General features: G+C 60.7%; 22 protein-coding genes and 1 other RNA gene. 21 read left to right on the top strand and 2 right to left on the bottom strand.

The window, feature by feature from the left end:
* Positions 1 to 183: 183 nt before the first annotated feature.
* Entirely contained in the window at positions 184 to 708 is a 525-nt protein-coding gene (locus AC0N03_RS10995; RefSeq protein ID WP_474288799.1) for a lytic transglycosylase domain-containing protein, read from the top strand.
* A gap of 41 nt (positions 709 to 749) precedes the next feature.
* Positions 750 to 1,123: RNase P RNA component class A (rnpB, locus tag AC0N03_RS10990), an RNA gene on the top strand.
* Positions 1,124 to 1,179: 56 nt separating this feature from the next.
* Here the strand turns inward: rnpB and AC0N03_RS10985 are convergent.
* Positions 1,180 to 2,160 (bottom strand): glycosyltransferase family 2 protein, encoded by a 981-nt coding sequence (locus tag AC0N03_RS10985; RefSeq protein ID WP_474288798.1) that lies wholly within the window; start codon positions 2,158 to 2,160, stop codon positions 1,180 to 1,182.
* Positions 2,161 to 2,175: 15 nt separating this feature from the next.
* Positions 2,176 to 3,042 (bottom strand): hypothetical protein, encoded by an 867-nt coding sequence (locus tag AC0N03_RS10980; RefSeq protein ID WP_474288796.1) that lies wholly within the window; start codon positions 3,040 to 3,042, stop codon positions 2,176 to 2,178.
* Positions 3,043 to 3,157: 115 nt separating this feature from the next.
* Here AC0N03_RS10980 and AC0N03_RS10975 point away from each other — a divergent pair, with 115 nt between their 5' ends.
* The 19 genes from AC0N03_RS10975 to AC0N03_RS10885 all read left to right on the top strand — a co-directional run bounded on the left by AC0N03_RS10975 (position 3,158) and on the right by AC0N03_RS10885 (position 26,577).
* Positions 3,158 to 4,093 carry a 50S ribosomal protein L11 methyltransferase gene (locus AC0N03_RS10975; protein WP_474288795.1) on the top strand — a complete coding sequence of 312 codons (936 nt, stop codon included), beginning with the start codon at positions 3,158 to 3,160 and terminating at the stop codon, positions 4,091 to 4,093.
* A complete protein-coding gene (locus tag AC0N03_RS10970; RefSeq protein ID WP_474288794.1) occupies positions 4,093 to 5,898 on the top strand; it encodes an aminopeptidase P family protein in 1,806 nt (601 codons plus the stop codon). The genes AC0N03_RS10975 and AC0N03_RS10970 overlap by 1 nt, the downstream gene beginning before the upstream one ends.
* A gap of 272 nt (positions 5,899 to 6,170) precedes the next feature.
* Positions 6,171 to 7,151, top strand: a complete 981-nt coding sequence (gene rsmH, locus AC0N03_RS10965; protein ID WP_474288793.1) for a 16S rRNA (cytosine(1402)-N(4))-methyltransferase RsmH — start codon at positions 6,171 to 6,173, stop codon at positions 7,149 to 7,151.
* Positions 7,151 to 7,573, top strand: coding sequence for a cell division protein FtsL (ftsL, locus tag AC0N03_RS10960; protein WP_474288792.1), 423 nt, complete (start codon positions 7,151 to 7,153; stop codon positions 7,571 to 7,573). Before rsmH ends, ftsL begins: the two co-directional genes overlap by 1 nt.
* A 9-nt stretch (positions 7,574 to 7,582) precedes the next feature.
* The gene (locus AC0N03_RS10955) at positions 7,583 to 9,361 is read left to right on the top strand and encodes a peptidoglycan D,D-transpeptidase FtsI family protein (RefSeq protein ID WP_474288791.1); all 1,779 of its coding nucleotides are present in this window, start codon (positions 7,583 to 7,585) and stop codon (positions 9,359 to 9,361) included.
* On the top strand, positions 9,358 to 10,791 hold the full coding sequence (locus AC0N03_RS10950; RefSeq protein ID WP_474288790.1) for a UDP-N-acetylmuramoyl-L-alanyl-D-glutamate--2,6-diaminopimelate ligase: 1,434 nt from the start codon (positions 9,358 to 9,360) through the stop codon (positions 10,789 to 10,791). Before AC0N03_RS10955 ends, AC0N03_RS10950 begins: the two co-directional genes overlap by 4 nt.
* Entirely contained in the window at positions 10,792 to 12,207 is a 1,416-nt protein-coding gene (locus AC0N03_RS10945; protein ID WP_474288789.1) for a UDP-N-acetylmuramoylalanyl-D-glutamyl-2,6-diaminopimelate--D-alanyl-D-alanine ligase, read from the top strand.
* Positions 12,208 to 12,229: 22 nt separating this feature from the next.
* On the top strand, positions 12,230 to 13,327 hold the full coding sequence (mraY, locus tag AC0N03_RS10940; RefSeq protein ID WP_474288788.1) for a phospho-N-acetylmuramoyl-pentapeptide-transferase: 1,098 nt from the start codon (positions 12,230 to 12,232) through the stop codon (positions 13,325 to 13,327).
* 2 nt (positions 13,328 to 13,329) lie between these two features.
* On the top strand, positions 13,330 to 14,700 hold the full coding sequence (gene murD / locus AC0N03_RS10935) for a UDP-N-acetylmuramoyl-L-alanine--D-glutamate ligase (RefSeq protein ID WP_474288787.1): 1,371 nt from the start codon (positions 13,330 to 13,332) through the stop codon (positions 14,698 to 14,700).
* Positions 14,697 to 15,833 carry a putative lipid II flippase FtsW gene (ftsW, locus tag AC0N03_RS10930; RefSeq protein WP_474288786.1) on the top strand — a complete coding sequence of 379 codons (1,137 nt, stop codon included), beginning with the start codon at positions 14,697 to 14,699 and terminating at the stop codon, positions 15,831 to 15,833. The genes murD and ftsW overlap by 4 nt, the downstream gene beginning before the upstream one ends.
* Positions 15,830 to 16,927, top strand: coding sequence for an undecaprenyldiphospho-muramoylpentapeptide beta-N-acetylglucosaminyltransferase (gene murG, locus AC0N03_RS10925; RefSeq protein WP_474288785.1), 1,098 nt, complete (start codon positions 15,830 to 15,832; stop codon positions 16,925 to 16,927). The genes ftsW and murG overlap by 4 nt, the downstream gene beginning before the upstream one ends.
* Before the next feature lie 13 nt (positions 16,928 to 16,940).
* Complete coding sequence (murC, locus tag AC0N03_RS10920; RefSeq protein ID WP_474288784.1) at positions 16,941 to 18,353, top strand: UDP-N-acetylmuramate--L-alanine ligase; 1,413 nt, start codon at positions 16,941 to 16,943, stop codon at positions 18,351 to 18,353.
* Entirely contained in the window at positions 18,350 to 19,270 is a 921-nt protein-coding gene (gene murB / locus AC0N03_RS10915; RefSeq protein ID WP_474288782.1) for a UDP-N-acetylmuramate dehydrogenase, read from the top strand. The genes murC and murB overlap by 4 nt, the downstream gene beginning before the upstream one ends.
* 61 nt (positions 19,271 to 19,331) lie before the next feature.
* Positions 19,332 to 20,249 (top strand): D-alanine--D-alanine ligase, encoded by a 918-nt coding sequence (locus tag AC0N03_RS10910; protein WP_474288781.1) that lies wholly within the window; start codon positions 19,332 to 19,334, stop codon positions 20,247 to 20,249.
* Positions 20,216 to 21,199 (top strand): cell division protein FtsQ/DivIB, encoded by a 984-nt coding sequence (locus tag AC0N03_RS10905; RefSeq protein WP_474288780.1) that lies wholly within the window; start codon positions 20,216 to 20,218, stop codon positions 21,197 to 21,199. The genes AC0N03_RS10910 and AC0N03_RS10905 overlap by 34 nt, the downstream gene beginning before the upstream one ends.
* Positions 21,196 to 22,512: a cell division protein FtsA gene (gene ftsA / locus AC0N03_RS10900; protein WP_474288779.1), complete on the top strand. Its 1,317-nt coding sequence runs from the start codon at positions 21,196 to 21,198 to the stop codon at positions 22,510 to 22,512. Before AC0N03_RS10905 ends, ftsA begins: the two co-directional genes overlap by 4 nt.
* Positions 22,513 to 22,612: 100 nt before the next feature.
* Positions 22,613 to 24,331 (top strand): cell division protein FtsZ, encoded by a 1,719-nt coding sequence (gene ftsZ, locus AC0N03_RS10895; protein ID WP_474288778.1) that lies wholly within the window; start codon positions 22,613 to 22,615, stop codon positions 24,329 to 24,331.
* 241 nt (positions 24,332 to 24,572) lie between these two features.
* Positions 24,573 to 25,496 (top strand): UDP-3-O-acyl-N-acetylglucosamine deacetylase, encoded by a 924-nt coding sequence (gene lpxC / locus AC0N03_RS10890; protein WP_474288777.1) that lies wholly within the window; start codon positions 24,573 to 24,575, stop codon positions 25,494 to 25,496.
* Between the two features lie 175 nt (positions 25,497 to 25,671).
* Entirely contained in the window at positions 25,672 to 26,577 is a 906-nt protein-coding gene (locus AC0N03_RS10885) for an outer membrane protein assembly factor BamD (RefSeq protein ID WP_474288775.1), read from the top strand.
* The last annotated feature ends 14 nt before the right edge of the window (positions 26,578 to 26,591 follow it).

Below are 26,591 nucleotides of genomic sequence, written 5' to 3'. Positions count from 1 at the left end.
AATCGCAAATTTGCGTTTTATTTGTCATGGAAGGTTTATATTTAAATATAAAGTAAAAGCCGCGCCAGTCTAAATAAATATAAAATAATGAATATTTGAAAGTAACGGCCCATATCTTGGACCTTTTGTCGCCTCATTATTGCGTATGCTACTTGACGATAGCAACAATATATTGAGGTGTTAATGAGGAAATTTTGTCATGTGGCGTCACTATGCTTATCGGGAATTTTCCTGACGGGCTCCCCCGTAGACAGCTTTGCCAGCGACGGCCTTAAAATCGCCTCGACTGCCCAGCCAGCCACGTCGGATGCGCCGGCTTCATTGCCGAAAAAGAGCAGAAATGCAGGGCCTTATGCCGAAATTATTGCTCGCCATGCTCATGAGAATGCCGTGCCGGTGGATCTGGCGCGGGCTGTTGTCCAGATTGAGAGCCGCTTCAACCCGAAAGTGCGTAATCACGGCGCGCTGGGGCTGATGCAGATCAAGCCGCAGACCGCGCGCAGCGTCGGTTTTGACGGCCCTGCGACGGCGCTCTTCATTCCGGAGGTCAATCTGACCTACGGGATACGCTATCTTGCGCGGGCCTACCGCATGGCCGGCGGCGATACCTGCGCGACGGTGATGTATTATCAGTCGGGCATCGGCGCGCGGCGCATGTCGCACGCCAACCGGCAATATTGCGCCAGGGCCAAGGCCTTGATGAGCTGATTTGCTTGACCTTTCGGCCGCCCTTGCTTATTGGAAACTCTCCAGTCGGCCGGGCGGCCGCTTTTTTTAAAGAGGAAAGTCCGGGCTCCACGCAGATATGGTGCCGGATAACGTCCGGCGAGGGTGACCTCAGGGAAAGTGCCACAGAAAACATACCGCCAGCCGGAAACGGCGGGCAAGGGTGAAAAGGTGCGGTAAGAGCGCACCGCATTTCCGGTAACGGCGATGGCAGGGTAAACCCCACCAGGAGCAAGACCAAATAGGGACAGCCGGAGCGCAAGCTCCAGCCCCGTCTGTGGGGCGCTGTCCGGGTAGGTTGCTAGAGGGGATCCGTAAGGGTTCTCCAAGATGAATGGTCGCCGCGCGGCAGGCAACTGCCGCCCTACAGAACCCGGCTTACAGGCCGACTGGAAATATTTTGCTGCTGACTACATTTGAGCGCGATACGCCTTCGGCTTTGCAGTTGGACGCTCAGTCTTGGAACGGCACGTCATCCAATGGCGCGAAATCACATTTCTGACGCAGGCGGAGCGAATGGGCCTGTGGCGGTCCTAACGTCAGAAGCTTGAAAAACAGGTCTCGGTAATAGCGGCTGAATGGAATGCGGATTAGCCAGCGCGCCAAACGCGCGTAATGAAAAGCGGCAAATGTGAGATATCCCTGATTTTTTCGCAGGACATATAGCTGGGACAGAATACCCTCAAGGCGTATTTCATTCTGGTATTGTCCGCTCGCGCCGCCGACATGGCGAAATGAAACACTTGGAAAATGCACAGAGCGGTAGGCCATCTTTTTCAGACGATAGCTGATATCCATCTCTTCATAATAAAGAAAAATGGTGGGATCAAAACCGCCTACCCGTTCAAATGCATCGCGGGGGAACATGAGAAAGCTGCCGTACAGAAAGTCAACATCCCGGGGATGCTGGTAAAATCTGCCCGGATCGGCTTTCGACGGCGATAGTTTAAGATCGAGTTTTTTACCTAGGATGAGCGAGCGTATCGAATAAAAAAGACCAAAGGAGCGTGTCGGAGTTCCGTCAATATCTCTGTGCTGCGGTGCAATCACGCCAATATCGGAATTGGCTTCGCAATGCGCGATTAGCGGAGAAAAGCAGTCTTCGTCAAATTCGGTGTCGCTGTTGACGAACGCGATATATTTGCCCGCCGAGAAATTGAGGCCGAGCATACAGCCAAGTCCAAAGCCGGCGTTGAATCCATTGCGGCCAAGAATTATCCTGTCGTTGTCGAGGGCAACGATCTCCGCCTTCAGTTGTCTGTATTCCTGTCTTTCCGAGCGATTATCCAGCACTGCAATTTCAAAATCTTCGGCGAGGGGTGATGTTTCAAGCACACGGAGCAGCGATCTCAAACATTTTGAGGTCAATTCCGCTGTGTTGAAATGCACGATAATAATGGAGAGACGCGGCTGGGGCGAAGAAGGATGTGGCATTATCGCTGTCATGTCTCAAGACCATAAAGAGTTTTGAAATCTTGATGCATTTTTGGAAATATAATCTGGCAAACTGGCTATCGGATAAGGCTCGGTCGTTGCCATTATGTGGCTCATATATGCATCCTCACGCTGGAATTGTTCGAGCGTCTTGCACTCTTCATGGGAGAATGAGGAGACTTTTTCCCGGTAATTGGCCCAATCTCCGATGGAAGAAAAATGCCAGCCTGCATTGTGTATGACGACGATTTTTCCGCCGATTCCGCAATGTGAATAATTCCAGTTGCGTGTCAGCATTGTCCCGATCCAAGTTCCATTCAGGCGGTTTGACTGCATGGCCTTGGTATTGCGGATTTTTTGCGCCGTGGTGAAATTGGCCATTTCAACCATGCGTGGTCCCAATCCCCATTCACCACGCGTCAGGGTCGGATCGGTGGAACGGCGGTTATAATAGCCGCAGAACATGGGCATCATGAAAATCGTCAGACTCGATCTGGGGCGGGTCAGCACTGCGTCTTTCAGTTTGGTTGCCGACAGGATTTCGTCGACATCAGATATGATGACAAGATCGTCCGGCTTTGCAGAAACTAACCCTTGGGCGATCTGGTCGCGCTGATATTGTTCGCGTCCCCAGGCTTTTGACATATTCGTTGTATTTTCATTTTTTATCTGATTTGGAAAATCTACGACAACATGAATGATCTTGTCACTGTATTTTGCAAAGAGATGTTTATTCTGATCGTAAATCAGCGGCTTTGGCTGGCCCTGAAACGTTTTCGTTGCTTCGACGATGACGAACTTGTCAACAACGGGATCATGTTCGTTCAGCCGGATGGCAAGAATGTCGAGTTCATTGAAAAAGGTGAAGCAATCGTAAATCATCTTTTGTCCGACGAAAGAATTTTTTGGTCAAATCGATCAACTGAATTGAAATCAGGTTAGGTTATTCGATGATTGCCCGTCTAGACATTTCCCTGTCCGCTTTGCATAAAGGCGCATGGCTCAGAATTATTCCTCCCGCATGATGCGTCTGGCCTGCGACGAGCAGACGGCGCAGGCGCTTTCCAATCTTCTGCTCGAACTCTTCGACGAGAACGAGACCGCCGTCTCGGCTTTCGAGGTGGAGCCCAATGCCGCTGCATGGGTCTCTAAGGACTGGATGGTTGAGGTATTCTTCGATCATGCGCCCGATGAGGCGGGCCTGCGCGACGTGATCGCTGCCAATCTGGGCGCGGCGCTGGCGCAAAGCCTTGTTTTTGGCGACATCGAACAGAAGGACTGGGTTGCGGCCTCGCTCGAGGGGCTGGCGCCGGTGCGGGTGGGACGTTTCGTCGTGCATGGCGCGCATGACCGGGCGCGGGTGCGGGTGCATGAGATCGGCCTCGAGATTCCGGCGGCGCTGGCCTTCGGCACGGGCCATCACGGCACGACGCGCGGTTGCCTCACCATGCTGGACGCCGTGCTCAGGCAGCGCCGCCCGCGTCATGTGCTGGATGTCGGCACCGGAACCGGCGTATTGGCGCTGGCCGCGGCAAGAGCGCTCCGGCAATTTGTGGCGAGCGGCGATATTGATCCGATTTCTGTTGAGGCGGCGCGCGGCAATGCCGTTCTCAATAACGCCGGGCCATGGCTCAGGCCCGTCACGGCTGTGGGCGTGCGTCATCCGGCGCTGGATCGTCCCGGCTATTATGATCTCATCTTTGCCAATATTCTGGCGCGGCCATTGCGGCTGCTGGCGCCCTCGCTGGCGCGCGTCGCGGCGGCGCAGGCCGAGCTTATCCTCTCCGGCCTGCTGGCGGGGGATGTCGCCGGGGTGCTTTCGGCCTATGCGGCGCAGGGGTTTCATCTCCGGCGGCAGTTGATGATCGAAGGCTGGGCCACCCTGCTGCTGGCGCGGGGCGGCGCGGCACCAAGACATAAGTGGGAGCTGTGATGTTCAAGGCGCTGTTTCAATCCTTTGAAGACGAATCCTCCAAGGCCGAAGGCGCGGCCCGCGCCGCGCTGCTGCGCGGCGAGATGAAGCGCCAGCGCTATGACGGCTTTATTGTGCCGCGCGCCGACGAGCACCAGAACGAATATGTCGCGCCGGGCTCCGAGCGCCTCAAATGGCTCACCGGTTTTTCCGGTTCGGCGGGTCTTGCCATCGTACTGGCGGACAGGGCCGCCATTTTTGTCGACGGCCGCTATACGGTGCAGGTGCGCGAGCAGGTGGACGAGGCCGTGTTCGAGCCGCTGCATCTTATTGACGCCCCGCCCGAAAGCTGGCTGGCCGAACATGTGCGGCCGGGCCAGAAAATTGCCTATGATCCCTGGCTGCTGACGCCGGGCGCGGCGGATCGTCTGGCCGCCGCCGTTGCGCGGGCAGGGGGTGAGCTTGTGCCCTCCGTCAATCTTGTCGACCGCGTCTGGAACAAGCCGGACGCGCCTCTGGGCAAAGTCGCGCTCTACCCTGAGCAATTGGCCGGCGAGAGCGCCGCCGCCAAGCTTGCCCGCGTCCAGAGCGCGCTGCTCAAGGACCGGTGCGACGCCCTTGTCGTGTCGGATGCGCATAATGTCGCCTGGCTGCTCAATATACGCGGCGCGGATGTGACGCATACGCCGCTGCCGCTCGCCTTTGCGCTGGTGCCGGCGCAGGGCAAGGTTCAGCTTTACATTGACCAGCGCAAAACCGACGCCGAGCTGCGCGCCGCCCTCTCCGGCGTGGTGGAGTTCCGCGCGCCGGAGGATATCGGCGCTGCGCTCGACGATCTTGCCCGCAGCGTGCGCAAAGTGCGCATCGAGGCCTCGACCGCCCCGGCAAAATTCCGGCAGGTGCTTGGCGCGGCGGCGGAGGCGGGCGCCGATCCCATCACCCTGATGAAGGCCGCAAAAAACGCGCAGGAACTCAAGGGCGCGCGCAAGGCGCATCTGCGCGATGCCGTGGCTCTGGCCAAGTTCCTGTGCTGGTTCGATCAGGCCGCGCCCCGCGGCGGCGAGAGCGAGATCAGTGCGGTTGAGGCGCTGGAAAGTTTCCGCCGCGCCACCGGCAAACTCAGGGATGTGTCCTTTCCCAGTATCGCCGGGTTCGGCCCGAATGCGGCCATTCCGCATTACCGGGTCAGTTCGGCGTCAAACCGGCGGATCGGCAAGGGCATATTTCTCATCGATTCGGGTGCGCAATATCTTGACGGCACCACGGACATCACGCGCACGCTTGCTGTGGGGTCGCCCGGCGCCGAGATGCGCGACCGTTTTACCCGGGTGCTGAAGGGCCACATTGCCATCGCGCGCGCGGTTTTTCCGAAGGGGACGTCCGGCGCGCAGCTCGATGTGCTGGCGCGCCAGAGCCTGTGGGAGGCCGGCCTTGATTTTGACCACGGCACCGGTCACGGCGTCGGGGTCTATCTTTCGGTGCATGAGGGGCCGCAGCGCATTTCAAAGCTTGGCACCGTGCCGCTGATTGAAGGCATGATTCTCTCGAACGAACCCGGCTATTACAAGGCGGGCCACTGGGGCATCCGCATCGAGAACCTCATCGTGGTTGAAAAGCGCCGGATCAGGGGCGCCGAACGCGAAATGTTCGGCTTCGAGACCATTTCCTTCGCGCCGATCGATCTGCGCCTCATCGAGCCAGCCCTGCTGACGCAGGGCGAAACGGACTGGCTCAACGCCTATCATGCGCGGGTGCGCGATTTGGTTCACGCGCATCTTGAGCCCGCCGAACAGGCCTGGCTGGAGCGTGCGACGCGGCCGATCTAGCCCGTCATCGGCCTGCCAGCGTGCCGGACCGCGTTTTTGCGGGCCGTCACCATTTGTTAACGCTGCTTGATAGCAGATTATCAACCTGTCTCAACACTTCGTTAACATTAACCAGTGCTAAATGGATCAGGGCCGCCGCTGAGTCACCGGCTGGTCCCGGCGCGTGTTGTCATGATTGTTGGATTTGAAATGTTGCAGGCCAGAGTCGCTGTTCATTGCCGTATTGCCGGTGATCCTGCGCGCCAATGCCTCTGCCGGGGCGGGGCTTGCGCATGAGCGGGCCGCGCCATATTCCCGTGCTGCGCGAAGAAGCGATTGCCGCCCTGAACGTGCGGGCGGGCGGCGTTTATCTTGACGGCACCTTCGGTGCAGGCGGCTATACGCGCGAGATTCTCAAGGTTCCCGGCACGCGGGTCATTGCGCTCGACCGGGATCCGGACGCCATCCGCAACGGGCAGGCGCTTGTGGCGGAATTTCCCGATCGCCTCAGCCTGATCCGGTGCCGTTTCAGCCGCATGGATCAGGTTGCCGCAGCGCCGCTCGACGGCATCGTGCTCGATATCGGCGTGTCGTCGATGCAGATCGACGAGGAGAACCGCGGCTTTTCGCTGCGGTTCGACGGGCCGCTCGACATGCGCATGGAGCAGGAGGGGCGCAGCGCCGCAGATATTATCAACGGCGCATCCGAAGAGGAAATTGCCAATATCCTTTATTATTTTGGCGAAGAGCGGGCCTCGCGGCGCATAGCCCGGGCCATTGTCCATGACCGGCAGACCACGCCATTCACCACAACGCTGCAACTTGCCGGGCTCATTTCCCGCATCATGCCGGGCAAGCCGCATGAAATGCATCCGGCAACGCGCACGTTTCAGGCCCTGCGCATCGCGGTCAATGACGAACTGGCTGAGCTGGTGCAGGCGCTGGAAGCGGCAGAGCGCCTTCTGGCGCCTGGCGGCGTGCTGAGTGTCGTGACATTTCATTCACTGGAAGACCGCATCGTGAAGCAGTTTTTTGCCCGTCGTTCAGGCCGCGGCGCGGCGCTTTCGCGGCACATGCCGGGGGCGCCGGTGTCTGAGCCGGCCACCTTTGCGATGTCAGGCCGGCAGCCGGTGGTTCCTTCCGAGGCGGAAATCGCCGCCAATCCGCGCGCCCGCTCGGCGAAACTGCGTTTTGCAACGCGTCTCGGGGCAGCGGCGCGCAAGCCGGATGCCGAGCTGATGCGTCTTGCCCAATTGCCCTCAGGGAGGCGGTGATGTGGCGTCTTCTGCACGTTCTTGCGATAGCCGCCCTCATAGGCAGTGCGGGCTATGCCTATTCGATCAAATATGAAACCATGTATGAGGCCGAGCAGGTTGTTGTGACCCGCAATGCCATTGCCAAAGAGCACGATGCCATCAGCCGGCTGCGGGCGGAATGGGCCAGCCTTGCGCGGCCGGATCGCATTCAGGACCTCGCCGACCGCTATCTCGATCTCAAGCCGCTCAATCTGGCGCAGATCGTGCGCGCCAAGGATCTGCCGGAAATCGCGCCGCGGATCGACGTCATCGGCAACAAGATCGATGCGCTGATCGCCGCGCCAACCCCGACAACGCCGGCGAGTTCGTCGGCATCGACCACGGGTTCCGGGGTTCCGCCCGTTTCCGCGCCTCTTACGCCGCAATCGGCACATCCGTGAGTTCTGATCATGAATGCTGATCCCTTTCGCCCCGATGAGCCCGCCGCGCAGCAGAACCCGCGCCGCAAGCCGCGCTTTTTTGGTCTGTTCTCGATGCGGCTGGCCAGCAGCTCCTTCCGTATCCGGCTGCTGGCGCTGACGTTTTTGTGTGTCTTCGCAACTATCGACGGCAAGCTGGTTTATCTTGGCCTGCGCCCGGATTCAGCCCAGACGCTGAAAAGCGCCGCCTCGGAAGCCATAGCCAGCGCCCGGCCCGACATTGTTGACCGCAACGGTGAAGTTCTGGCGACAGACGTTAAGGTGATGTCCATTTTCGCTGAGCCGAAGCGCATCATCGACAAGGACGAGGCTGTCGAATTGCTGACGGCCGTCCTGCCGGATGTGAACGCGAAGGAATTGCGCGACCGCATCGATTCCAAAAAAGGTTTCGTGTGGGTCAAGCGCGCTGTCACGCCGAAAGAGCAGCAGGAGGTGTTCCATCTCGGCCTGCCCGGCATCGGCTTCCTGCCCGAAAACAAGCGTATCTATCCTAACGGCCCGCTGGGCGCGCATGTCATCGGCTTCACCAATATCGACAATAACGGCATTGCCGGCATGGAGAAATGGATCGACAGCCAGGGGCTGGCCGACCTGCACGGCGCAGGCTTCCGCCTGACGCCGGAAAATCTCGCGCCTGTGAAGCTTTCGCTCGATATCAAGGCGACCCATGTCCTGCGCGACGAGCTTGAGGCCGGTCTGGTGCATTACAAGGCCAAATCAGGCGCGGCAGCCATTCTGGATGTCAATACGGGGGAAGTCATTGCTCTTGCCTCGCTGCCGGATTTTGACCCCAACAATCCCGTGGATGCGCTTGATCCCGACCGCATCAACCGTGCGGTCGTCGGCGTTTATGAGATGGGCTCGACCTTCAAGGCACTGACGCTGGCTATGGCCATCGATTCGGGCAAGGCGGATATCAACACGCGTGTCGACGCCAAGAGCCAGCTGAGATACGGCCGCTTCCGCATTCACGATTATCATGCGCAGAACCGCGTGCTGACGCTGCCGGAGGTGTTTACCTATTCCTCCAACATCGGCACGGCGCGCCTTGCGCTGATGGTTGGTGTCGACGGACACAAGGCCTTTCTCCGGAAGGCTGGCCAGCTTGACCGCATGCGCACGGAACTGCCCGAGAGCGCCGAGCCGATCGTGCCGAAGAACTGGGGCGAACTGAACACCATCACCATCGCCTTCGGCCACGGCATAGCGGTAGCGCCGCTGCAGGCGGCAATGGCCGTTGCGGCGCTGGTGAACGGCGGCACGCTGATCCGGCCCACATTTCTGGCGCGGGACGAAGCGGAGGCCAAGAAGGGCGCGCCCAACATCATCAAGCCCGAAACCTCCGCCTCGCTGCGCTACATCATGCGCCTGAACGCCGAGATCGGCTCCGCGAAAAAGGCCGACATTCCGGGCTATTTCGTCGGCGGCAAGACCGGAACGGCGGAAAAGGTCGTCAATGGCCGTTATGACAAGAACAAGGTGTTCACGACATTCATGGCGATCGAACCCTCGGACAAGCCGAAATATCTGTTTCTTGTTGTGTATGACGAGCCGCAGGGCCTGCCCGAAACGCATGGCTTCAGCACCGCCGCCTGGAATGCGGGCAATGTCACGGGCCGTATTATCGAGCGGGTTTCGCCCATTCTCGGGCTTGCGCCGCGCCTAGAACTGCCGACACAGCCCTTCCCGCTGCTGGCGCATCTGGGCATTGGCGTGAGACCGCAGGCCCCGGGGACGACACCGAGATGAAACTGAGCGCGCTCCTTGCCGGACATCGCCTGAGCGGACCTGACTGCGACATTACCGGCCTTGCCAGCGACAGCCGCAAGGTGCGGCCGGGCGATGCCTTTTTCGCGGTGCCCGGAACTCATGCGGATGGCCTTGCCTATGTGCCTCAGGCGCTGAAGGCGGGCGCGCGCGCCGTCATATCCGAACAGCCTGCGCCCGATGCGCGCACAAGCTGGATCGAAGTTGCGGACATGCGTGCGGCCTTGTCCGAAGCCGCCGCCAGATTCTATCCGCGGCAGCCGGAGACGATTGTCGCGATCACCGGTACCAGCGGCAAGACGTCCATCGCGGCCTTCGTGCGCCAGATCTGGCTGCATCTTGGCCACAAGGCTGCCTCGCTCGGCACGATCGGCGTTGTCGCGCCCGATGGCGCGGTCTACGGGTCGCTGACGACACCTGATCCGATCACCCTGCATGAGACGCTCGACAGGCTGGCCGGGCAGGGCGTGACGCATCTGGCCATGGAGGCCTCTTCGCACGGCCTTGATCAGAAGCGTCTGGACGGCGTCCGGCTCAAGGCGGCGGCTTTCAGCAATCTCTCGCGCGATCATCTCGATTATCACGCCACGCTGGAAGATTATCTCAAGGCTAAGCTGCGCCTGTTCGACACTTTGCTCCAGCCGGGACAGACCGCTGTGGTCGATGCGGATTCTTCTGTGGCTGAGGCGGTGATTGCGGCATGCCGCCAGCGCGGGCTTGCCGTGTTCACCACCGGGAGCGCGGGAACGGGTCTGGAATTGCGCAGCGCGCAGGCGGACGGCATGTCCACCCGGCTTGAAATTGCCTTTCAGGGCCGTGTTTTCCCGGTAAATCTGCCCTTGCTGGGAGATTTTCAGGTATCCAACGCGCTGCTTGCGGCGGGGTTGTGTCTGGCGACCGGGGGTGCTTGGGAGCCGATTGTTGGTGCGCTCGAAAATCTCTCCGGTGCGCCGGGACGGCTGGAGCGCGTCGGCAGCCGTAACGGCGCGCCCATCTTCATCGATTATGCCCATAAGCCGGATGCGCTGGAAAAGGTGCTCACGACATTGCGCCCCCTGACGCAAGGCCGCCTTGTGGTGGTTTTTGGCTGCGGCGGCGACAGGGACAAGGGCAAGAGGCCCATCATGGGAGGCATTGCGGCCCGCCTTGCCGATATAGTCATCGTGACCGACGATAATCCGCGCAGCGAGAATCCGGCGGTGATCCGGGCGGAAATTCTGGCGCAAGCGCCGCAGGCCATCGAAATAGGCGATCGACAAAGCGCTGTTAACCATGCTGTCGGCCTGCTAAAAGCAGGCGATATTCTGTTGATTGCCGGGAAGGGCCATGAAACGGGCCAAATCATCGGAGAAGTCACGGTCCATTTTTCGGATCATGAGGCGGTTCAGGCCGCCTTGCGGGAGATTGAGTGAATGAATTCGTTGTGGTCTGGTCTGGGTCTGGTGGCGCCATTGCGGGCGCGGGTGCGCGGACATCTGCCGCTTGATGTCGGCGGCATTTCGATCGATACGCGCAGTTTGCAGCCAGGAGACCTGTTTTTCGCCATCAAGGGCGAAAATAGTGACGGACACGACTATATCGCCAATGCTTTTGAGAAGGGCGCAGCCGCGGCCGTGATATCCGAGGACTGGGCGCCGCGCATATCGGCCGATATTCCTGTCTATATCGTGCGCGATGTGCTCAACGCGCTCGAGTCGCTTGGCCGGGCGGCGCGTGCGCGCACCAATGCGCAGGTGATCGCCGTGACCGGCTCTGTCGGCAAGACCAGCACGAAAGAGGCGCTGCGCACGATTCTGGGCCGGTTTGGTGAAACCCATGCCTCGCAGGCGTCCTACAATAATCATTGGGGTGTGCCGCTGACGCTCGCGCGGCTGCCCGAGCAGGCGGATTTCGGCATATTTGAGATCGGCATGAGCCATGCGGGCGAAATAACCCCGCTCGTCGACATGGTGCGGCCGCATATCGTCATCATCACCACGATCGCGCCTGTGCATCTGGCGCATTTCGAGTCCGTGGACGGCATAGCCGCCGCCAAGGCGGAAATTTTCAGCGGGCTGGTGCCGGGCGGGCTGGCGATTATTCATGCCGATGTGCCCCAGACGCCCATGCTGATCGAAGCGGCAAAGGCGGCAAATCCAGCTCGGATACTGACCTTCGGGCTTGCCGAAGGCGCAGACGCGCGCCTCGATCATATTGAACTGCTTCCCGACTCGAGCATCATCCGCGCCACGATTCTGGGTGCGCCGGTTGAATACAGGCTGGGCGCTCCGGGCCGGCATCTGGCCGTCAATTCGCTTGCGGTGATTCTCGCTGCTCAGGGCTGTGGGATCGATATTGCGCAGATCCTGCCGGAAATGGACCTGATTCAGCCGGCGAGCGGGCGCGGCCAGCAGCAGCGCGTGGCCATGCCGCAAGGCACGATAACCCTGATCGATGAGAGCTATAATGCCAATCCGGCATCCATGCGGGCGGCCATCGCGCTGCTTGGCCAGACAAAGCCGGCGCGCAAGGGACGGCGTGTCGCGGTTCTGGGCGATATGCTGGAACTGGGCGATGCCGGGCCTTCGCTTCATGCCGAACTCAAGGAGGCCATCGCCGAGGCGGGGATTGATCTGGTTTTTTGCGGCGGCCCGCTCATGCGCAATCTTTACGACGTCCTGCCGGAGGCGCAGCGCGGCGCCTATGCTCCCTTTGGTCCCGATCTGGCAGAGCCGCTCAAATATATGTTGACGGCGGGCGATGTGGTGATGATCAAGGGTTCGAATGGGAGCAAAATGGGGGCAATCATTGCCCAGTTCAAATCTGCTTTTGAAATGTCGCCGCTATGACATGCCCCGCTGAGGACGTTAAATGCTAGCCTGGCTCTACGATTTTCATACGGTTTTCGGCCCGCTGAATCTGTTTCGTTACCTGACGTTCCGGACAGGCTGCGCTATGGCCACGGCGTTGTTTTTTGTGTTCTTCTTCGGTCCGCGCACGATAGCGGCCCTGCGCATAAAGCAAGGCAAGGGGCAGCCTATCCGCACCGACGGGCCGCAGACACATCTGGCCAAGCGCGGTACGCCCACCATGGGCGGGCTGATGATTCTCTCCGGCCTTTTCGTTGCGACGCTTCTTTGGGGCAACCTTGATTTTCTGGCGCGTGGCGGCGGCTATATCTGGGTGGTTCTGCTGGTTACGCTCGGTTTTGGGCTCATCGGCTTTTATGACGATTATCTCAAGGTCACCAAACAGACGCATAATGGTCTGTCGGGCCGGGCCAGACTGGCGATCGAGGCCGTGATCGCGGCGCTGGCCTGCTGGCTGATGACGCGCATCGACCCATCTTCTGCCACCACATCGCTCTATCTGCCTTTCATCAAGGGGCCGGTGCTCGATCTTGGTGTGTTTTTCCCGCTTTTTGGCGCGCTGGTGATTGTCGCGGCGGGCAATGCCGTCAATCTGACCGACGGTCTGGACGGGCTTGCCATCGTGCCGGTGATGATTGCCGCAGCGACCTTCGGCTTGATCGCCTATCTCTCCGGCAATTTCATCTATGCCAATTATCTGGGGATTGATTTTGTCAATGGCGCGGGTGAACTGTCCATTGTCTGCGGCGCGGTGATCGGTGCGGGGCTGGGCTTCCTGTGGTTCAATGCGCCGCCGGCGCAGATATTCATGGGCGATACCGGCTCGCTCGCTCTGGGCGGCCTCATTGGCACCATCGCGGTTGCTGTCAAACACGAGATCGTGCTGGCCGTTGTGGGCGGTTTGTTCGTGCTTGAGGCGTTGAGCGTCATCGTGCAGGTGGCGTCCTTCAAAATGACCGGCAAGCGCGTGTTCCGCATGGCACCGATTCATCATCACTTCGAGCAGCTTGGCTGGTCGGAGAGCCAGGTGGTTGTCCGGTTCTGGATCGTCGCCGTGGTGCTGGCGCTCGTTGGCCTTGCTTCGCTGAAACTGAGGTGAGCATGACGCCGGTCGTTACATTCGCGGGAAAAACCGTTGCCTTGTTCGGTCTTGGCGGCTCGGGATTTGCCACGGCCCTCGCGCTCAAGGCAGGCGGCGCAACAGTTGCGGCATGGGACGATTCCGAGGCCGCGCGCGCCAGAGCCGCGGCTGCGGGCGTGCCTGTGGCGGATCTTGCAACGGCGGACTGGCGGCATTTTTCAGCGCTGATTCTCTCACCCGGCGTGCCGCTGACGCATCCTGAACCGCACTGGACGGTCAGGCTGGCCAAGGCTGCCGGAGTGGAGATCATCGGCGACATAGAATTGTTCTGCCGGGAGCGGGCAAGCCGCGCGCCCGATGCGCCCTTCGTCGCCATCACCGGCACCAACGGCAAATCCACCACCACGACCTTGATCGCGCATATTCTGCGCGAGGCGGGCCGGGACGTGCAGATGGGCGGCAATATCGGCACCGCTATTCTTGATCTTGCGCCGCCTTCGCACGGCCGCGTGCATGTCATCGAATGCTCGACCTTTCAGATCGATCTGACGCCGTCGCTGCACCCTTCCGTCGGCGTCTTGCTCAATCTCACGCCCGACCATATCGACCGTCACGGCACGATGGAAAATTATGCCGCCATCAAGGAAAGGCTGGTGGCGCACAGCGATATGGCCGTTGTCGCGGGCGACGACGAATATACCAGCGCCATTACGGCCCGGCTGGCCGGGGCAGGGCGCGGGCTTGTGCGTGTGAGCACGAGCGGGCAGGCCGATTATTTTTATTCCGATGCGGCTATCTGGCACAATACCGCGAGCGGCCCGGTAAAATGCGCCGATCTTGCTGCGGCCCAGACGCTGCGCGGCCGCCACAACGGCCAGAATGCCGTCTGCGCCTTTGCCGCCTGCCGCGCGCTGGGTGTTGCTGCGCAAACCATTGCGGCGGCTTTGCTCTCGTATCCGGGGCTCGCGCACCGCATGGAGCAGGTGGGGCGCAAGGGCAATGTCCTGTTCATCAATGATTCCAAGGCCACCAACGCCGATGCAGCCGAAAAGGCGCTGCTCACCTTCGATCCCATCTACTGGATTGCAGGCGGCAAAGCCAAGGAAGGCGGCATCGAGCCGCTTGCGCCATTATTTGGGCGTATCGCCAAGGCCTATCTCATCGGCGCGGCCAGCGCCGATTTTGCCCGCACGCTCGAAGGCCGGGTGCCCTATGAGCTTTGCGTCACGCTGGATGTGGCCACGCGCAAAGCGGCGGCGGATGCCGCGCAGAGCGGCAAACCTGCCACGGTGCTGCTGTCGCCGGCTTGCGCGTCTTACGATCAGTTTGCCAATTTTGAACAACGCGGCGATGTTTTTCGCTCGCTCGTCAAGGATCTGACGGTCTCATGATATCGCGCGCGGAAAATTCGGTCATCGGCAACTGGTGGTGGACAATCGACCGCTGGCTGCTCACCTCCTTGCTGGTTCTGGTGCTGATGGGCGTCATGCTGGCCATGGCCGGCAGTCCGGCCGTCGCGGAACGTCTCAACCTGCCGACGTTTTATTTCGTCCATCGTCAGGTCATGTATGCCGCGGTGTCCATGCCGGTGCTGCTGGGGGTCTCGTTTCTGCCGCCGCGTCTGGTGCGCCGAGCCGCGCTGGCGCTCTTTGCGTTTGCTTATGCCCTGATTCTCGTCACCATCATTCACCGGGTTGAAATCAAGGGTGCAAGCCGCTGGATTTTTGGTGTCCAGCCGTCGGAGTTTGTCAAGCCCGCCTTTGCCGTGGTGGCAGCCTGGGCCTTTTCGGAAGGCGCCCGCCGCCGGGATGTGCCGGGGGTGACCATCGGGTTCCTGTTGTTGCCGCTGACCGTCGTGCCGCTGCTCCTCCAGCCCGATTATGGCCAGACCATGCTGATCTGCATTGTCTGGGCCGCCTTGTTCTTCATGGCGGGGCTGCATTATTTCTGGGTGCTGGGCCTTATGGGCGGCGGCGTGGTGAGCGTGCTGGCCGCCTACAGGTTTGTTCCGCATGTGCGGGCGCGTATCCTGAAATTCATGGATCCGGGGCAGGGCCCGGGCGGCGACAGTTTTCAGGTCGATACGGCAATTGAATCCTTCGTGAACGGCGGCTGGTTTGGCAAGGGGCCGGGCGAAGGCACGGTCAAGCGCATCCTGCCGGACAGCCACACCGATTTCATCTTTGCGGTGACCGGAGAGGAATTCGGCGTTATCGGCGCGAGTGTCGTCATGGCCATATTCGCTTTCATTGTCCTGCGCGGCCTGCTGCTGGCGGCGCGCAACGAGGACCCTTTTGCGCGGTTCGCGGCTGCCGGGCTGATCATTCTTTTCGGCGTTCAGGCCTGCATCAATATGGCGGTGAACCTGCATCTCATGCCGGCCAAGGGCATGACCCTGCCATTCATTTCCTATGGCGGTTCATCCATGATCTCGCTGGCGATTACAATGGGTTTCCTGCTGGCCGTGACGCGCAAGCGTCCACGCTCGGAAATCATGGCCGATGTGGGCGGAGGGGACGAATGACAGGTGCGGTGCGGCCGATACTTCTGTGCGCCGGCGGTACGGGCGGCCACCTTTTTCCCGCCGAGGCCCTGAGCCACGCCCTGCAGCAAAGGGGCGCGGTGGTTGAGCTTGCCACCGATACCCGTGCGATCAGGTTCAGCGGAACATTTCCTGCCCGTGCCGTGCATGCGGTGCCTGCCGGGACGCCGACCGGCGGCTCGCTCATCGGCAAGGCCCGGGCAGCCATCGCCATTGCGCACGGCGTCTGGGTTGCCCGTGGCCTGCTGAAGAAAATCCGGCCGCTGTGCGTGGTGGGCTTTGGCGGTTATCCCACGGTGCCGCCGATGCTGGCAGCGCAGCAACTTGGCATTCCGACGCTGCTGCACGAGCAGAATGCCGTGATCGGGCGGGCCAACCGCTTTCTGGCCGGAAGCGCGACGCTGATCGGCACCGGCTTTCCCGATGTCGGCGGCCTTGATGCCGCCCTGCGGGAAAAGGTGCGGTTTGTCGGCAATCCGCTCCGCCCCAATGTGCTGGAGGCGGCCCGGCTGCCTTATCCGGAATTTGACGGCGCATTGCATGTGCTGATCACCGGCGGATCACAGGGCGCGCGGGTCTTTTCGGATATTGTGCCCGCCGCCATCGCGCTGTTGCCTAAGGCCGAACAGGCGGTGCTGCGCATCGTGCAGCAGGCGCGCGGTGAGGATGAGGCGCGCGTGCGTGTGGCCTATGCCGCAATGGGCGTGAATGCCGAGGTTGCGCCCTTTTTCAGCGACCTGCCGCAACGCATGGCGCGCAGTCACCTTGTCATCGGCCGCTCGGGTGCGAGTACGGTCAGCGAACTGGCCGCGATCGGTCGTCCGTCGGTTCTGGTGCCGTTGCCCGGCGCAATCGATCAGGATCAGGCGGCCAATGCCGCCATTCTGGCACGGGACGGCTCGGCCGAGGTGATCCGTCAACCCGATTTCACGCCGCAGACTTTGGCGGAGCGTTTGTCGCAGATGATCCGGGCGCCGCAGCACCTGCTCGCGCGCGCCGCCGCCGCCAGAAGCGCCGCCCGCCTTGACGCCGCCGAACGACTGGCCGATCTCGTGCTGTCGATCGCCTTGAAATGAACCGGAGAACACCATGAAACTGCCTCGCGAACTGGGCCCCATTCACTTTGTCGGCATTGGCGGCATCGGCATGTCCGGCATAGCCGAAGTGCTGCTCAATCTGGGCTATCGTGTGCAGGGATCGGATGCCTCCGACAATGCCAATGTCAAGCGACTGCGCGACAAGGGCGCGCATGTGTTTGTTGGCCATGCGGCGCAAAACCTTGGCGATGCCGAAGTGGTGGTGGTCTCGACGGCCATCCAGCGCGATAATCCCGAGCTTTCCGCTGCGCGCGAGCGGCGTATTCCGGTAGTGCGCCGCGCCGAGATGCTGGGCGAACTCATGCGCCTCAAGCAATGTGTGGCCATTGCCGGCACGCATGGCAAAACGACGACGACATCGCTGGTGGCGACCTTGCTGGATGCGGGCGGCTTTGACCCTACCGTCATCAACGGCGGCATCATCAATGCCTATGGCACCAATGCGCGCCTTGGCGCGGGCGACTGGATGGTGGTCGAGGCCGACGAGAGCGACGGCACGTTCCTCAAATTGCCTGCCGATGTTGCTATCGTCACCAATATCGACCCGGAGCATCTCGATCATTTCAAGACATTCGATGCGATCAAGGCAGCATTTTATGCGCTGGTCGAAAACCTGCCATTTTATGGCTTTGCGGTGATGTGCCTTGACCATCCCACCGTGCAGGAGCTTGTGGGCAAGATCGAGGATCGCCGTGTCATCACCTATGGCGTCAATCCTCAGGCGGATGTGCGTCTGCTCGATATTGATCTCACCGGCGGGCAGAGCCGGTTCAATGTGCTGATCCGCGACCGCAAGACCGGAACAGCCACCTATCTTGAAAATCTGGTGATGCCGATGCCGGGACATCACAATGCGCTCAACGCCACGGCGGCCATTGCGGTTGCTTATGAGCTGGGCATGACACCCGATAAGATCCGCTCGGCGCTGGCGGGCTTTGGCGGGGTCAAACGCCGCTTCACCCGGACAGGCACCTGGAACGGCGCGGCGATCTTTGATGATTATGGCCACCATCCTGTCGAAATCGCCGCCGTGCTGCGCGCGGCGCGGGCCTCCACCAAGGGGCAGGTGATTGCCGTCGTGCAGCCGCATCGGTTCACCCGCCTGCAATCTTTGTTCAACGATTTTGCAACCTGCTTCAACGATGCCGACCATGTGATTGTCGCCGATGTCTATGCTGCAGGCGAATCAGCCATCGAAGGCGTCAACCGCGACAGTCTGGTTGCGGCCATCAAGGCGCATGGCCATCGCAATGTCGCGCCGCTGAGTTCGCCCGCCGAACTGGCGCCGATGATCCGCGACATTGCCAGACCAGGAGATTATATCGTCTGTCTGGGCGCGGGCAGCATCACTGGCTGGGCTTATGCGCTGCCCGGCGAACTCGAAGCTCTGGACGCCGGCAAGTGAATTTCCCCGATCTTGCACCCGATCTTACCCGGCATATGCCCGACCTTCGCGGGCGCCTTCAGGCGAATTTCCGCCTTGGCGACATCACATGGTTTCGCGTGGGCGGACCGGCGCAGCTGTTCTTTGTGCCGGCCGATGAAGCCGATCTTGCCTATTTCCTCGCCCGCCTGCCGGGGCATGTTCCGGTCTATGTGCTTGGCCTTGGCTCAAACATGCTGATTCGCGACGGCGGAATGGCGGGGGTCGTCATCCGCCTGAGCAAGCCGCCTTTCGCCGGAATTGAAATAGAGGCCGGATGCCGGATCAGAGCCGGGGCGGCCGTGCCGGATGTCAAGCTGGCGCGCGCCGCTGCGGAAGCCGGAATTGACGGACTGGCGTTCTTTCGCGGCATTCCGGGCGGCGTCGGCGGCGCCCTGCGCATGAATGCCGGGGCTCATGGCGGCGAAACAAAAGACGTACTGATCGAGGCGCGCGCCGTCGACCGCAAGGGTCGGATTCATGTGCTGGCCAATGCGGATTTCGGCTATACTTACCGTCATTCCCGCGCACCGGAGGATTTTATTTTCACGCAGGCGCTGTTTCAGGGCCGCGAGGGCGAGCCCGCCGCCATTCTTGCCGAGATGGAGCGAATCACCTCTGCGCGCGAGGCAAGCCAGCCCGTCCGCGAGCGCACCGGCGGCTCTACTTTCAAGAATCCGCCCGGTCACAAGGCCTGGCAATTGATCGATGCTGCCGGATGCCGCGGCCTGACGATCGGCGATGCGCAGGTGTCGCCGATGCATTGCAATTTTCTCATCAACCGCGGCAACGCTTCAGCCGCCGAGATCGAGACATTGGGTGAAACCGTGCGGGCCCGCGTACTGGCGCAGTCCGGCATCGCACTGGACTGGGAAATCAAGCGGATCGGCGTGGCATGAACTGCGGCGCGGCCCCGCGCCCGGCATTGCCCGATGAAACACAGGTTGAAAAGGAATGAACATGCAACATATTGCCGTGCTCATGGGTGGCTGGTCTGCCGAACGGGAAGTGTCGCTGCGCTCGGGCGCGGCTTGCGCCAGGGCGCTGGAGAGTGTTGGTTTCCGTGTGACGCCGGTCGACGTGAAGCGCGACATTGCCGATGTCCTTACGCGAATCAAGCCGGATGTCGCCTTTAACGCCCTGCATGGCCGGGTTGGCGAAGATGGTACGATTCAGGGCATACTGGAGACGTTGCGCATTCCCTATACCCATTCCGGCGTGCTGGCTTCCGCGCTGGCCATGCAGAAAGACATGGCCAAGATCATCATGGCCGCCAATGGCGTCAAAGTTGCGCATGGCCTGACGGTTCACCGCTTCACCGCCGCGCAGGAGCATGTGCTCCCGCCGCCCTATGTTCTTAAGCCAGTCAATGAAGGCTCCAGCGTAGGTGTTGTAATCGTTAAAGAAAATCGCCCGCCGCCGCAGGAGCTGGCTCGCGCCGACTGGCCCTATGGCGATATGATGCTGGCGGAAACCTTCATTCCGGGGCGGGAACTCACCTGCGCCGTCATGGGGGATGAGCCTCTCGGCGTCATCGAAATCAAGACCGCGTCCGGCGTGTTTTACGATTATGATGCAAAATATGCGAAGGGCGGATCAATTCACGTTCTTCCGGCAGAAATTAAACCAAATATTTACCACAATGTTCAAGAGTTGGCTTTGAAGGCGCATCGAGCGCTTGGGTGCCGCGGCGTAAGCCGAGCGGACTTCCGTTACGACGATACGCCCGGAGGCACGGGCGACATCGTCTGTCTGGAGGTCAACACGCAGCCCGGCATGACCGAGACCTCGCTGGTGCCGGAGTTGGCCGCCCATGCTGGGCTGAACTTTGGTGAGTTGGTAAAATGGATGGTGGCAGACGCCTCCTGCGATCGGTAAACGGCGTTTCAGGTGCCCGGCGCGCCAAGGATGCCGGCTATCCGGCATCGCTTCCCAGACAAGCCCAAATCATCCGCTTTCCCGCGGCGCCTTACCGCGCCGAGCGCGAAACCCCGCTCTGGCTGCGCCGCCTCGAGCGCTGGGCCGAGCGCTGGCACAACGGCCTTGGTCTTTTTCTCTCGCTGATGCTTGTCGGCTCCGCCGGTCTTTATGGCGCGGTGCGCGGCGGCCAATATCAGGATTTCATCGCCAGCAACGGCTCGCTCGCCGATGCCGGCGCGCGGCTCCTCGGCTTTGGCATTTCGGCTGTGACGATCACCAGCCAGGGCGGCATTGCCGAGACGCAAATTCTTAAAACTGCCGGTATTAACCCTAATTCTTCCTTGCCCTTCCTTGATGCGCAGGCCGTGCGCGACCGCCTGATGAGCCTGCCCATCGTCGCGGATGCGCAGGTGCGCAAACTCTATCCCGATCGTCTGGTCATCAATATCACGCAGCGCCAGCCTTATGCCCTGTGGCAGAAGGACGGCGAAGTGAGCATGGTTTCGCAGAACGGCATCGCCTTCGGGCCGCTGACCGACGCACAATATGCCGGTCTGCCCTTCGTGGCCGGCGAGGGCGCCAATCAGCATCTGCCGCAATATCTGGCTTTGCTCGACGCTCTTGGCGACCAGAAGTCGAAATTCCGCGCCGGCGTCTATGTCGGCAACCGTCGCTGGAACCTGCAGAGCACCAACGATATCGAGGTGCGCCTGCCGGAAGACAATCCGCAGGATGCGGTCAAGACCTTTGCCGAACTCGAGCGGCAATACCGCATTCTTGAAAAGGATGTCGTGGCCGTAGATCTGCGCGTTCCGGGCAAGGTGGAAGTGCAACTGACAGATTCAGGCATGGCGACGCTGCTGGCGCAGCATCCGCCGCAGAAGAAAAAGCTGGGGAGCGACATATGAGCCGTCATTTGTTAACGCCTCGCCTCAAGCCTCTGCCATCCCGCCGCAGCACGATCCTCTCCGTGCTGGATGTCGGCACTTCGAAGATTGTTTGCCTGATCGCCAAGCTGCTGCCCGCCGAGCCTTCGGATACGATGCGCGGGCGCACGCACCGGTGCAAGATTCTCGGCATAGGCCACCAGCGCTCGCACGGCATCAAGAGCGGCGTCGTCATTGACATGGAAGATGCCGAGAAGGCCATCCGCCTTGCCGTCGATGCCGCCGAACGCATGGCTGGCGTCGAGGTGGAAAGCGTCATCGTGAATATGACGGGCGGGCGCATCGGCTCGCAGCAGCATCGCGCCGGATATTCCGTGGGCGGGCGCGCCGTTACCGGCCACGATATCCAGCACTGCCTTGACCGCGCCCATGCACAGGACAACAGAGCAGGGCGGGCCGTGCTGCATTCGCTGCCTGTTGGTTTCCAGCTCGACAATATGGCCGGCATCCGCGACCCGAAAGGCATGATCGGCGATGCGCTTGCCGCTGATCTTCACACAATCTCGGTGGAGGCCTCTGCAGCCCGCAACCTGATGCTGGCGATCGAGCGCTGCCACATAGAGGTCGAAGCGATCGTTGCCACGCCCTATGCCAGCGCTCTTGCGGTTATGGCCGATGACGAAGCCGACATGGGCGCTGCGGTCATCGATCTTGGCGGCGGCACCACCTCTGTCAGCGTGTTCAGCGCGGGCCGCCTCACCCATGCGGATGCGATCGCCGTGGGCGGCAATCATATCACCATGGATATAGCGCGTGGGCTCACCACCCGTGTGAGCGACGCCGAGCGGCTCAAGATCGTTTATGGCTCCTGCGTTTCCTCGCCTTCCGATGTGCGCGAGACGATCTCCGTCGTGACGCCGGGAGACGATGGCGAACAGACGAGCGCCCTGCCCAAGACGCAGCTGGTGCGCATCATCCGTCCGCGCGTCGAGGAAATTCTCGAACTGGTGCGCGATCGCCTCAAGGCTTCGGGCTTTGCGGCGCAGGCCGGCCGCCGGCTCATCCTCACGGGGGGCGGCAGCCAGCTTAACGGAATTGCCGATATTGCCCGCACAACCTTTTCCAGCTCGGTCCGGATTGGCCGTGCTCTGGGAATGCAGGCGATGCCGGAATCGGCCAAAAGCCCTGCTTATGCAGCGGCAGCCGGCCTGCTTGTCTACCCGCAGATTGCGGGCGGCGAGCATCACGCCTCAAGCGGTTTGACGCTGTCGAGGTCGACAACAACGGACGGCTATGTCGCCCGGGTGGGACGGTGGCTTAAAGAAAGTTTTTGAAAAAAATTTGCTTTTGCGAATCAACAGGGATTCACAAAAGGCGACGAATCAAGTGACATGAAACTGATGCTGTCAAGCATCGAAGAAAAGAGGCCTTATAATGACGATCAATTTGAAAGCTCCGGAACTGCGGGAGTTGAAGCCCCGGATCATGGTTTGCGGCGTAGGTGGTGCTGGCGGTAATGCTGTCAACAACATGATCGTCTCGGGCCTCAATGGCGTGGATTTCATCTGCGCCAACACCGATGCACAGGCGCTGACCTCTTCGCGCGCTGAGCGTATCATTCAGATGGGCCTGCAGGTGACGGAAGGTCTTGGCGCCGGTTCCCAGCCGGAAATCGGCCGTGCCGCTGCGGAAGAAGCCATCGAGGAGATCCGTGATCACCTTGCTGGCGCGCATATGGTGTTTGTCACCGCCGGCATGGGCGGCGGCACCGGCACCGGCGCTGCGCCGGTCATCGCCCGTCTTGCCCGCGACATGGGCATCCTGACTGTCGGCGTGGTGACCAAGCCGTTCCAGTTTGAGGGCGTGCGCCGGATGCGCATTGCCGAGTCGGGAATTTCCGAGCTGCAAAAAGCTGTGGATACTCTGATCGTCATCCCCAACCAGAACCTGTTCCGTGTCGCCAACGAGCGCACCACCTTCGCTGACGCCTTCTCCATGGCCGATCAGGTGCTCTATTCGGGCGTGGCCTGCATCACCGACCTCATGGTCAAGGAAGGCCTCATCAACCTCGATTTCGCCGATGTGCGCGCCATCATGCGCGATATGGGCAAGGCCATGATGGGCACAGGCGAGGCCACGGGCGACAAGCGCGCCGTCATGGCTGCCGAGGCTGCCATTGCCAATCCGCTGCTCGACGAGACTTCGATGCGCGGCGCCAAGGGCCTGCTCATCTCGATCACGGGCGGCAATGATCTGACGCTCTATGAAGTGGACGAAGCGGCAAGCCGCATCCGTCAGGAAGTGGACGAAGACGCCAACATCATTCTGGGCGCCACCTTCGATTCCAGCCTTGAAGGCATAGTGCGCGTGTCGGTGGTTGCAACCGGCATCGACATGGTCGACGGCGCCCGCGATCTGCCCAGCATCGAGAGCCGCATTCAGGAGACGGCACAGCGCCTGCGCACGCAGGCTGCCCGCGCCCTTGATCAGGCGCAGCGCCCCGTGATCGAGCCGCGCGTCATGGCCGCGCAGGAGCCTGCCGTGCAGTTCCGCTCCGAACCCGTTCAGGCTGAGCAGATGGAGGCCCCCTCCGCCCCCTCTCCCGTGATGCAGGCTGAAGCCGCTTTTTCGAGCGTCGCGCCTGCAATGGTTGAACCCGCCCCGCAGGCCGTCTATACGCCGGCCCCCGCCGTTGAGGCCGTGCGCGAGGCGCCCGCTCCCGTGATGGCCCCGGTCGCCAAGCCGATCATTCCGGAAGTCGACTATGCCGAGCAGCCGGTGCGTCCGGCGCGGATGCCAACCATCGACGAATGGCCCCGTCCGGTGCGCGAGCAGATCGCCCGTGCACAGGAACCCGCGCCGCAGCCGGTTTCGGCCGAATCGCGCCGCGTGGGCCTGATTGAAAAGCTGACCTCGTTTGGTATGAACCGCGGCGCAGCCCAGCCGGCCCGTGTTGAGGCTCCGCGCCCGGCAGCAGTGCCGCAGCGCCAGGCTGCACCGTCTCAGGTCCATGCAGATTATGCCAAGCGCACCGCTGCGCCGATGCTGCGCGCAACCCAGCCCGGCCTCGATGTTCATGGTCGTGCCGCGCAGCAGGCACGCCTGCAGGAAGACGACCAGCTGGAGATTCCGGCCTTCCTGCGCCGCTCCTGAAGTGTGGAGATCTGGTTTCGTCGCAAATAAGGTGATGAAATCGAACAGCAAAATGGTTTAAAGCAAAAAGCCCGGGCATGTCCCGGGCTTTTTCGTGACAAGGCACGGACTGCCGGCCTGGCCGTCTTGAAAATGTAACACGGCGTAAAAAACCGTGATTTTGTGAAAGACCGCGGCGCGCGTATTTTCCGTCAGGAAAGCGTGAGACGCGCCCGGTTCATGCCGGTTCAAGTGGGGACGAATGCAAAGTCGACAAACTACCCTGAAGGCACCCGCCAGAATTTGTGGCAAGGGCGTCCATTCCAATGCTCCCGTCTGCCTCACTCTCAAGCCAGCAGATGTCGATCATGGCATCGTTTTTCACCGCATCAGCGAAACGGGCGAGAGCCGGGCAATCCCGGCGCTCTGGTCGAATGTGTGCATGACGGAACTGTGCACCGTCATAGGCGATATGAAGCTTGGCTCCGTCTCCACCATCGAACATCTGATGAGCGCACTCTATGCGCTTGGCATTGACAATCTCGACATCGAGATCGACGGGCCGGAAGTGCCCATCCTTGATGGTTCCGCGCGCGAATTCGTTGAATTGATCGACCGGACAGGGCTTGCCGTCAGCGCCAAGCCGAAGACCTTCGTAAAAGTGCTCAAGCCGATCCGGATCGAGCATGGCCGGGGCTTTTCGGAACTGCGCCCGGCAGCACAGGGATTTCATCTTGACGTCGAAATAGATTTTTCCGCGCCCGTCATCGGACGCCAGCGCAAGGTTGTTGAATTGTCGCCAGAAATTTTCCGTGAAGAAATTCAGGCGGCGCGCACCTTCGGCTTTCTGCGCGATGTGGAACATCTGTGGAAAGCGGGTTTTGCGCTCGGTTCCTCGCTGGAAAATTCGGTGGCGCTCGATGGCGACAAGATCCTGAACCCAGAAGGTCTGCGCTACCGCGATGAATTCGTCCGGCACAAGATGCTGGATGCCATCGGCGATCTTTCGCTTGCCGGTGCGCCGATCATCGGCACCTATCGCTCCTATTGCGGCGGGCACAAGATGAATTATCTGGTGCTGGAAGCGCTGTTCAGGGATGAAACGGCCTATGCCTATGTTGAGGCGCCGCGCCGCGCGCAGCCTGCGGGGCATTCTGCGGCCATGACCATCGCCGCTGCGTCCTGACCTTTCCGGACCGGCTTCCTGCCGGGGACAGAGGCCGCCCGCAATTAAACTTCGCGCGGCCTCTTCACAGATCGGCAGGAACATGAAAATCTGACGCGTCAATCTTTTGATGAAGACTGGCCCGAAAGATAAAAATAGGCTAAGAGGTCGCATCCTCAGATCAGAGTTCTCAAGCATGTCTGCAGCAATTTCCGAAGTTTCTTCCCGTCCGGTTCACGTCGCACGCTCTTCCGTCCGTTTCACGTCGCTCAGGTTGGCGGCGGCGCTTCTGGTGCTTTTGCCACTGGCGGGCTGTTCCTCGCTGGATGGCTTCAACCCATTCGGCGGCGAGAAATACAAACAGGAAATCCTGCCCGATATTCCGGCTGAAAAGCTCTATAATCTCGGCCTGGCCAAGATGAATGCGGGCAATTACCGCGAAGCCGCCAAGAAATTCCTGGAAATTGAAAAGCAGTCGCCATTCTCGAGCTGGTCGGAAAAAGGCCTGCTGATGGCCACCTATTCCAATTACCGCGACGGCCAGTTCGACGATGCCGTGGCCAATGGCAAGCGGTATGTGTCGCTTTATCCGACATCGCCGGATGCGGCCTATGCGCAATATCTCGTCGCCGAATCGCAATATGAGCAGATCCCGGATATTTCCCGCGATCAGGATCAGGCTGAGAAGGCTTTGCAGGGCTTCAACGAGCTGATCACCAAATATCCCAGTTCAGAATATGTCTCCGACGCCAAGTTCAAGATTCAGGTGGCGCATGACCAGCTTGCCGGCAAGGAGATGTCGGTTGGCCGCTTCTATCTGAAGCGCAAGAATTATGTCGCGGCGATCAACCGTTTCCGTGTCGTGCTCTCGCAATATCAGACATCGCGCCATACGCCTGAGGCTCTGGAACGTCTGACCGAGGCCTATATGGGGCTTGGCATCGTCAATGAAGCCCAGACGGCCGCTGCGGTGCTCGGACATAACTTCCCGGACAGCCCGTGGTATAAAAATGCCTATGACCTGCTCCAGTCCGGCGGAACGGAACCGCGCGAGGACACCGGCTCGTGGATTTCCAAGGCCTTCAAGACTGTTGGCCTTTAACGGAGCGGCGTGTG

This window comes from Methylocystis sp. sgz306128, from assembly GCF_056032725.1.
The sequence above is the reverse complement of the archived record's forward strand: the minus strand, read 5'-3'. Positions and strand labels throughout refer to the sequence as shown.